This window comes from Rahnella sp. 2050 (assembly GCF_040544515.1).
Taxonomy (GTDB): domain Bacteria; phylum Pseudomonadota; class Gammaproteobacteria; order Enterobacterales; family Enterobacteriaceae; genus Rahnella; species Rahnella aceris.
The window spans coordinates 20,505-27,964 of record NZ_JBEPKE010000016.1 but is presented as its reverse complement, the minus strand read 5'-3'; the positions used below and the strand labels follow the sequence as shown (position 1 = coordinate 27,964).

General features: G+C 49.0%; 9 protein-coding genes. 4 read left to right on the top strand and 5 right to left on the bottom strand.

Annotated elements, in window-relative coordinates; genetic code table 11:
• Positions 1–276 precede the first annotated feature (276 nt).
• A complete protein-coding gene (locus ABIC79_RS25570; RefSeq protein ID WP_013573720.1) occupies positions 277–819 on the top strand; it encodes a gamma carbonic anhydrase family protein in 543 nt (180 codons plus the stop codon).
• A gap of 51 nt (positions 820–870) precedes the next feature.
• On the opposite strand, the gene aroE is transcribed toward ABIC79_RS25570, so the two are convergent.
• From aroE to dprA, 5 genes are read right to left on the bottom strand one after another with little or no spacing between them, the layout of a single operon-like run.
• On the bottom strand, positions 871–1,698 hold the full coding sequence (gene aroE / locus ABIC79_RS25565; RefSeq protein ID WP_153376732.1) for a shikimate dehydrogenase: 828 nt from the start codon (positions 1,696–1,698) through the stop codon (positions 871–873).
• A gap of 3 nt (positions 1,699–1,701) precedes the next feature.
• Positions 1,702–2,271 (bottom strand): L-threonylcarbamoyladenylate synthase type 1 TsaC, encoded by a 570-nt coding sequence (gene tsaC, locus ABIC79_RS25560; RefSeq protein WP_013573718.1) that lies wholly within the window; start codon positions 2,269–2,271, stop codon positions 1,702–1,704.
• The gene (locus ABIC79_RS25555) at positions 2,264–2,824 is read right to left on the bottom strand and encodes a DNA topoisomerase family protein (protein ID WP_037035580.1); all 561 of its coding nucleotides are present in this window, start codon (positions 2,822–2,824) and stop codon (positions 2,264–2,266) included. Before ABIC79_RS25555 ends, tsaC begins: the two co-directional genes overlap by 8 nt.
• 24 nt (positions 2,825–2,848) lie before the next feature.
• A complete protein-coding gene (locus tag ABIC79_RS25550) occupies positions 2,849–3,322 on the bottom strand; it encodes a DUF494 family protein (RefSeq protein ID WP_013573716.1) in 474 nt (157 codons plus the stop codon).
• On the bottom strand, positions 3,294–4,463 hold the full coding sequence (gene dprA, locus ABIC79_RS25545) for a DNA-protecting protein DprA (RefSeq protein WP_013573715.1): 1,170 nt from the start codon (positions 4,461–4,463) through the stop codon (positions 3,294–3,296). Before dprA ends, ABIC79_RS25550 begins: the two co-directional genes overlap by 29 nt.
• Before the next feature lie 128 nt (positions 4,464–4,591).
• Here dprA and def point away from each other — a divergent pair, with 128 nt between their 5' ends.
• The 3 genes from def (at position 4,592) to rsmB (ending at position 7,430) form a co-directional block, all read left to right on the top strand.
• On the top strand, positions 4,592–5,104 hold the full coding sequence (gene def, locus ABIC79_RS25540) for a peptide deformylase (protein WP_013573714.1): 513 nt from the start codon (positions 4,592–4,594) through the stop codon (positions 5,102–5,104).
• Position 5,105: 1 nt separating this feature from the next.
• The gene (gene fmt / locus ABIC79_RS25535) at positions 5,106–6,065 is read left to right on the top strand and encodes a methionyl-tRNA formyltransferase (protein ID WP_173362077.1); all 960 of its coding nucleotides are present in this window, start codon (positions 5,106–5,108) and stop codon (positions 6,063–6,065) included.
• Positions 6,066–6,140: 75 nt separating this feature from the next.
• On the top strand, positions 6,141–7,430 hold the full coding sequence (gene rsmB, locus ABIC79_RS25530; RefSeq protein WP_112152591.1) for a 16S rRNA (cytosine(967)-C(5))-methyltransferase RsmB: 1,290 nt from the start codon (positions 6,141–6,143) through the stop codon (positions 7,428–7,430).
• The last annotated feature ends 30 nt before the right edge of the window (positions 7,431–7,460 follow it).

The window sequence follows — 7,460 nt, the reverse complement described above, 5'->3', positions numbered from 1 at the left end:
TTTTATCCGGTTGCCGCTGTTTTTAATCTTTCCGACCCGGTCACTTCGTGATGTTGTTCACGTTGTTCCCTGTCGATGGAGCGGCATTATAGGGATCCGAATTTTTTGCACAAGCCTTTTTTCCAATAAAAGGATCGACTGCGTATTTTTCGACCCCTTCGCAGAGATCTCACCCGATCTGCTGCTTTTAACGCCGATCTTATCGCCCCTCAATTGGTATTTCCCCCGACCCGAACTATATTGCCAAGATTAATACTCACTTACGGGGTACTTCAGATGTCTCAGACTTTACGTTCTTATCAGGGATTAACACCAACATTGGGTGAAAGAGTGATGGTGGATCCCTCAAGCGTGGTGATTGGCGATGTGGATCTGGCTGATGACGTCAGTATCTGGCCACTGGTTGTGATACGTGGTGATGTGAATAATGTGGTTATCGGCTGTCGGACTAATGTGCAGGATGGAAGTGTGCTCCATGTGACTCATCAGTCACGACATAATCCCGAGGGGCACCCTCTTATTATTGGGGAAGACGTCACTGTCGGGCATAAGGCGATGCTGCATGGTTGCACGATCGGAAACAGAGTTTTGGTCGGAATGGGATCAATACTGCTGGATGGGGCTATCGTCGAAGACGATGTCATGATTGGCGCAGGCAGTCTGGTTCCACCTGGGAAAACACTCGAAAGTGGCTACCTCTATTTAGGAAGTCCTGTTAAGCAGATACGAGAACTGACTTCTGATGAACTCGCTGGACTGACATACTCTTCTAATAATTATGTGACATGGAAAGATCTCTATCTTTCACAGGAGCAATAAGAAGCGTACTGCCTGAACAGTAATAAATCTGATTGTTCAGGCATTTCACAATCACCCCAGCAAGTCTTTCTTTAGCTCCTCAAGCACTGGTTCTATTTGGGGCATCACCCCATGCCACAGATAAAAAGCGTGCGCTGCCTGCCCCACCAGCATCCCCAGCCCGTCTGCATAATGAGTTACCCCATTATTTTTCGCCCAGGTGATAAAAGGCGTTAAACCCGACTGATAAAACATGTCGTAGACGCGGGTCTGCGTCGTCAGCACACTTTCGGGGATCTCTGGGATCTGACCTTTAATACCCGATGCAGTAGCATTAATGATCAGATCGAAAGATTCATCAGCCAGATCGGCCAAAGCAATAGCCCGGATATTCCCTTTCTTTTCGAAAATATGGCTCAGGTGCTGTGCGCGTTCAAACGTCCGGTTAGTAACAACAACCGGGCAGCCGTAGTACAGTAAAGGAAGTATCACCCCACGCGCAGCGCCACCGGCGCCAATCAGAAGAACCCGGTCCCCTCGCTTTAAAAGCGCCAGCCGCTCAAGATCGTTCAACATGCCGATGCCGTCGGTGTTATCCCCAAGCAATCGCCCATCTTCGAACTTTTTAAGCGTATTCACAGCACCCGACATGGCAGCCCGCTCGGTCAGCTCATCTGACTCAGCAAAAGCGCGCTCTTTGAAAGGTACCGTAATATTTGCCCCCAGCGCTCCGTTTTCAAAAAAGGAACGCAACGTCTCTTCAAACGCTTCTTGCGGGGCCAGAACCGTGCCATATGTGTGATCGATCCCCGTCTGACGGGCGAAAAGCGCATGAATGCGAGGGGATTTGCTATGGCCGATCGGATTTCCAAATACCGCAAAAGATGGCGTGACTTTCATTTGTTAACCTTGACGAATAAGGTTGCCAGTGAGGGCATCCCGAATTTCAGATGGATTATCTCTTCCTCCTACATCGCCATCCAGCACGGGAAAATCTTTCCCAAACTGAAGCCTGACTTCTTCAGACAAACGGCAAGGAGGTTGCCCGTTCAGGTTCGCACTGGTTGAAACCAGCGGTTTTCCAAATTTTTGGCAGAGTTCTTTTACCAGAGGATGGTCTGTGACACGCACCGCCAGCGAAGTGAAACGGCCGGTAAGCCAATCAGGTGTCGAGGGTTTTGCAGGCATAACCCAGGTAACCGGGCCTGGCCAGAATGAAACGACATGCGCAAGCTGTTGCTCCGTTAAAGATGAGTCATCAATATAAGGAAGGAGCTGCTGATAATTGTCAGCAATCAGAATGAGTCCTTTATCTTTTGGACGTTTTTTCAGCGCCAGCAATGCCTCGACGGCTTGTTCGCTATCTGGGTCACACCCCAACCCGAAAACCGCTTCCGTTGGATAAGCAATAACATGTTGTCCGTGAAGCGCCTCAAGCACTGCACTGAATGATTTTTCTGTCTCTTTATTCATCTTGTTCGTTATCTTTTATTTCAACGGCTTTGCCGCACAATTTACTGGCACAGAATAACTTAATCCCCTGAGCCGTTTTCTTTTCCATCAACAATGGGTAATGGCAATGAACACATTCTCCTGCAACTGGCTTATTATTGATGGCAAACTGACATTCCGGGTAACGATCACAGGCGTGGAATACTTTGCCAAAACGTGATTTGCGCTGTAACAGATGACCCTTTCCACATTGCGGGCAGCCCAGAGTAGTTTCTTCAGGCTTATCGATAGCTTCAATATGATCGCATTCAGGATACTGACTGCAACCAATAAACATGCCGTAACGCCCCTGCCGCAGCACCAAAGTAGAGTCACATTTAGGGCATGCCTGTCCTTCCAGGATTTTCACAATATGCCCATCCGCCTGTGATTTCAGGGGACGAACATACTGACATTGCGGGTAGGATGAACAACTGAGAAAGGGGCCGTGACGACCACTACGGATCACCAAATCGGCCCCGCATGCTGGACAGGATCCATTTTGCTTATCAGCAAAAAGTGCTGCTTTTGTCATATGTTACGTTTTACCTGTTATCTCTTAGTGCAGATAACCTTCATTAACTTCAAATAATAGCTCTTCCATTTGCTGATACGCTCTTTCATATCCGGGAATATTAAACAGAACCATCAGCACGACCCACTTCAGATCTTCAAGATCGAATTCTTCAGTGTCCAGAGCCATAACACGATCGATAACCATCTCTCTGGTATCGAAATTCAATACTTTGATTTGTTCCAGAAACAGCAAAAAACCACGACAACTGCTATCTAACCGACTCGTTTCCTCATCGGTATACACACGTAATGCTGAAGGATCAGAATCCAGCATATAAGATGGGGTTCCACCCTCTTGCATATCCGCAAGTTTTTCAAGCCAATTCAGCGCATTGTGAATATCAGCCCGGTGAAAACCAGCCTCGGCCAAGTCATCCGTTAACCTATCCTCGTCAACATTCATCTCCGCTTCGTTGTGAATGTAAGTTTCAAATAAGTACATTAGTACGTCGAACATGGCTTGCCCTCTTAATTCGGACATAGCCGCCGGGTACAGCTGCGATCCATCCTGCTAACTCCAGTTCGAGTAGTTTACCTACAACTTCTGGCACAGGTTGGCCGGCACGTTCGGCGACGACGTCAACAGATGTCACCTCATATTCTACGTTAGCCAACACATCAGCAAATGGCAATTCAACTTCGCTATCTGGCGCACAAATATTCACCTCTGACGCATCAGAGTGACCATCCGGAGGCATTTTCAAGGATTCTGACGCTTTGATATTTGGAAACCAGGTCAGCCCGCTTCCTATATGTTCGGCGATATCATTGGGCTCAGTCACCAGATAAGCGCCCTGCTGAATAAGCCAGTGTGTTCCTTCGCAGGTTGCACTTCCCAGCGGGCCTGGCAACGCGAACACTTCCCTTCCTTGCTCCAGTGCATAGCGTGCAGTAATCAATGAGCCGCTGCGCAGCGTGGCTTCGATAACAAGTACACCCGCACTCAACCCGCTGATAACCCGGTTACGGCGGGGAAAGTGGGCTGCTAAAGGCGGCGCAGTCACCAGATGTTCTGAAACCAGAGCTCCTCCCTGCTCGAGGATGCGATCTGCGAGCTTCAGATGACAGGGTGGATAGCGCTTCATCAGTCCGCTTCCCAACACAGCAATCGTCTTACCCTGAGCTTCTAGTGTTGCCTTATGGCTGATTCCATCAATTCCCATTGCCAGACCGCTTGTCACGGTAAAACCACTGCTGACCAGGCCCCCTGCAAATACCTGTGCATATTGTTCGCCATAATGTGAGTAATCGCGGCTTCCCACCATCGCTATTTGCGGGGATAGCAGTAATTCAGCGGCTCCTTCTGCGAACAAAATCAGAGGCGGGGAGGATATTTGTGCTAACAGCGGGGAATAAAACTCGCTACCAAAAGTAATAAGATGACAATTCTCTCCTTCCAGCCATTTCAATGATTCAACTAACCAGCGCTGATTAATATGCTGAAAATCGGCTATTTGTTCGGGGAGAAGCCCACTGTTTGCTAATTCTGAGGACGAATAAATGCCCCGGCAGAATAAGGTCTGAATGATCCCCATAGCGTGATGAGGATCGAGGCGTTTTACCACCGACAAACGTATCCATGCTTCCTGTAATGTCATTATCCATTCCCTTCTCAAGGCCTTTCAGCGACTGATACAATTGGCAGAGGATGCTGTCAATCTGGGCAGGAAATGTCTAGAATAGAGTCTATATATCTTCAATCAATTGAATAAAGATCCAGAAAAATATGTCCGTATTACAGATATTACATTTCCCAGACGAGCGGCTTCGCATAACGGCAAAACCGGTCAAAGAAGTTAACGCTGAAATCCAGCAGATCGTGGATGATATGTTTGAAACCATGTATGCAGAGGAAGGCATTGGCCTTGCTGCAACTCAAGTCGATATTCATCAGCGTATCATCGTGATTGATGTCTCTGAAAACCGCGACGAGCGTCTGGTTCTCATCAACCCTGAATTGCTGGAAAAGAGCGGCGAAACCGGGATTGAAGAAGGCTGTCTGTCGATCCCTGATCAACGGGCGCTGGTGCCGCGTGCTGAAAAAGTAAAAATCCGCGCGCTTGACCGTGACGGTAAAACCTTCGAGCTCGAAGCCGATGATCTGCTGGCAATTTGTATCCAGCATGAAATGGATCATCTGGTAGGTAAATTATTCGTGGATTACTTGTCTCCGTTGAAACGTCAGCGTATTCGCCAGAAAATGGAAAAAATGGCCAAGCTGAACGCACGGGCTGACTAATATTCGTGTAACACAGGACACTGCTTTGCGAATCATATTTGCCGGTACTCCGGACTTTGCAGCGCGTCATCTTGACGCGCTTTTATCATCAGAACATCAGGTTGTCGGTGTTTTCACTCAGCCCGATCGCCCTGCTGGCCGCGGTAATAAACTTACCGCAAGTCCGGTTAAAGTTCTGGCTCAAACCCACGACATCCCGGTTTTCCAGCCTAAATCCTTGCGCCCGGAAGAGAATCAGTCTCTGGTTTCCGCGCTTGAGGCGGACATTATGGTAGTCGTTGCTTATGGTTTGATCCTGCCAAAAGCCGTGCTTGATATGCCGAAATTGGGCTGCATCAATGTGCATGGCTCATTATTGCCACGCTGGCGTGGCGCAGCACCGATTCAGCGATCTCTTTGGGCAGGTGATACAAAAACAGGTATCACCATCATGCAGATGGATGTCGGCCTTGATACCGGCGATATGCTGCACAAAGTAGAATGTGACATTCTCCCCGAGGATACCAGCGCATCGCTTTACAACAAGCTGGCTGAGCTGGGCCCACAGGGTATGCTTGAAACATTACAGCAGCTGGCGAACGGCTCAGCAAAACCTGAAGTTCAAAGCGAAGAACACGTAACCTACGCTGAGAAACTCAGCAAGGAAGAAGCCCGCTTAGACTGGAATCTATCGGCCGAACAACTTGAACGCTGTATTCGTGCATTTAACCCATGGCCCGTCAGCTTCTTTATGATTGATGATCAGCCTGTGAAAGTCTGGCAGGCTGAATGTCTGTCAGGAAAAAGCAGCGCTGCACCCGGGACTATTGTTGCTGCCGACAAAAAGGGTATTCAGATTGCAACATCCGATGGCATCCTGAACATCACCCAGTTACAACCCTCAGGTAAAAAAGCAATGTCCGCACAGGATTTGCTGAACTCTCGTCGCGAATGGTTTATCGAAGGCACGCGTTTAGCCTGACCATAACGACTACGCCCGATATTTCGTCGGGCCTTATCTCTTTGATAATGCTGGCTCCGGTCAGCTTTTTTGACTATGAAAACAGCCTATAATCTCCGTAGCATTGCCGCTCAAGCCATCAGCCAGGTTTTGGACAAAGGATTATCCCTGTCCACTGTTCTTCCTGGTCTGCAGAAAAACGTCTCAGAAAAAGATCGCGGACTCCTTCAGGAGCTGTGCTTTGGTACGCTTCGCGTCCTCCCACAGTTGGAATGGTGCTTGCAGCAACTGATGGCAAAACCTCTCACTGGTAAGCAAAGAACATTGCATTACTTACTGATGGTGGGTCTGTATCAGCTGATCCATACCCGGATTCCGGCACACGCCGTACTGGCTGAAACTGTTGACGGTGCCGTTGCGCTAAAACGCCCTCAGTTAAAAGGTCTGATCAACGGCGTGTTGCGTCAGTTTCAGCGGCAGCAGGAAGAATTGCTTCAACGCATGGCCAACAATGACAGCCGCCATCTCCACCCGAGCTGGCTTCTTAACCGCCTGAAAAAAGCTTACCCCACTGACTGGGAAAGTATCGTTGATGCCAATAATCAAAGGCCGCCGATGTGGCTGCGCGTCAACAGGCAGCATCACACACGCGACGAGTACCTACACCTGTTAAACGAAGTACACATCGAAGCAGTTCCGCATCCGGAATACCGCGATGCATTACGGCTGAACACGCCATGTCAGGTAAACCTTCTTCCGGGATTCACAGAAGGCTGGGTCACCGTTCAGGATGCTTCGGCACAAGGCAGTGTTGATCTGCTGGATCCACAGAATGGCGAATTGATCCTCGACTTATGTTGCGCGCCGGGCGGGAAAACTACCCATATTCTGGAAGCTGCACCTAAAGCGCATGTTCTCGCTGTTGATGTGGATGAGCAACGTTTGAAACGTGTTCATGAAAACCTTCAGCGTTTGAAACTCAGCGCGGAAGTGAAGCAAGGCGATGGGCGCGAGCCGCAGATGTGGGCAGGTGATCGCATTTTCGACCGCATTCTTCTCGATGCCCCCTGTTCAGCGACGGGCGTTATCCGCCGGCATCCTGACATCAAATGGCTGCGCAGAGACAGTGATATTGCCGAACTCGCCAGCCTCCAAAAAGAAATTCTTGATGCCATCTGGCCACGGCTAAAAAGTAAAGGGATCATGGTGTACGCCACCTGTTCGATTTTGCCGGATGAAAACTGCCAGCAAATAGCCTCATTCCTCGAATCACATCAGGATGCTACGCTGGTTGAAACCGGAACGATGGAAAAACCGGGCCGACAGAATCTTCCACATCCTGAAGATGGCGATGGATTCTATTACGCTAAACTTGTTAAAAGCTGAATATCTCGTATTAGTGCTGTTTACTCAGGC

Bases quoted from the DNA above. Each gene is read 5' to 3' on its own strand.
- ABIC79_RS25570 (WP_013573720.1), top strand. From the start codon at position 277: ATGTCTCAGACTTTACGTTCTTATCAGGGATTAACACCAACATTGGGT.
- aroE (WP_153376732.1), bottom strand. From the start codon at position 1,698: ATGAAAGTCACGCCATCTTTTGCGGTATTTGGAAATCCGATCGGCCAT.
- tsaC (WP_013573718.1), bottom strand. From the start codon at position 2,271: ATGAATAAAGAGACAGAAAAATCATTCAGTGCAGTGCTTGAGGCGCTT.
- ABIC79_RS25555 (WP_037035580.1), bottom strand. From the start codon at position 2,824: ATGACAAAAGCAGCACTTTTTGCTGATAAGCAAAATGGATCCTGTCCA.
- ABIC79_RS25550 (WP_013573716.1), bottom strand. From the start codon at position 3,322: ATGTTCGACGTACTAATGTACTTATTTGAAACTTACATTCACAACGAA.
- dprA (WP_013573715.1), bottom strand. From the start codon at position 4,463: ATGACATTACAGGAAGCATGGATACGTTTGTCGGTGGTAAAACGCCTC.
- def (WP_013573714.1), top strand. From the start codon at position 4,592: ATGTCCGTATTACAGATATTACATTTCCCAGACGAGCGGCTTCGCATA.
- rsmB (WP_112152591.1), top strand. From the start codon at position 6,141: ATGAAAACAGCCTATAATCTCCGTAGCATTGCCGCTCAAGCCATCAGC.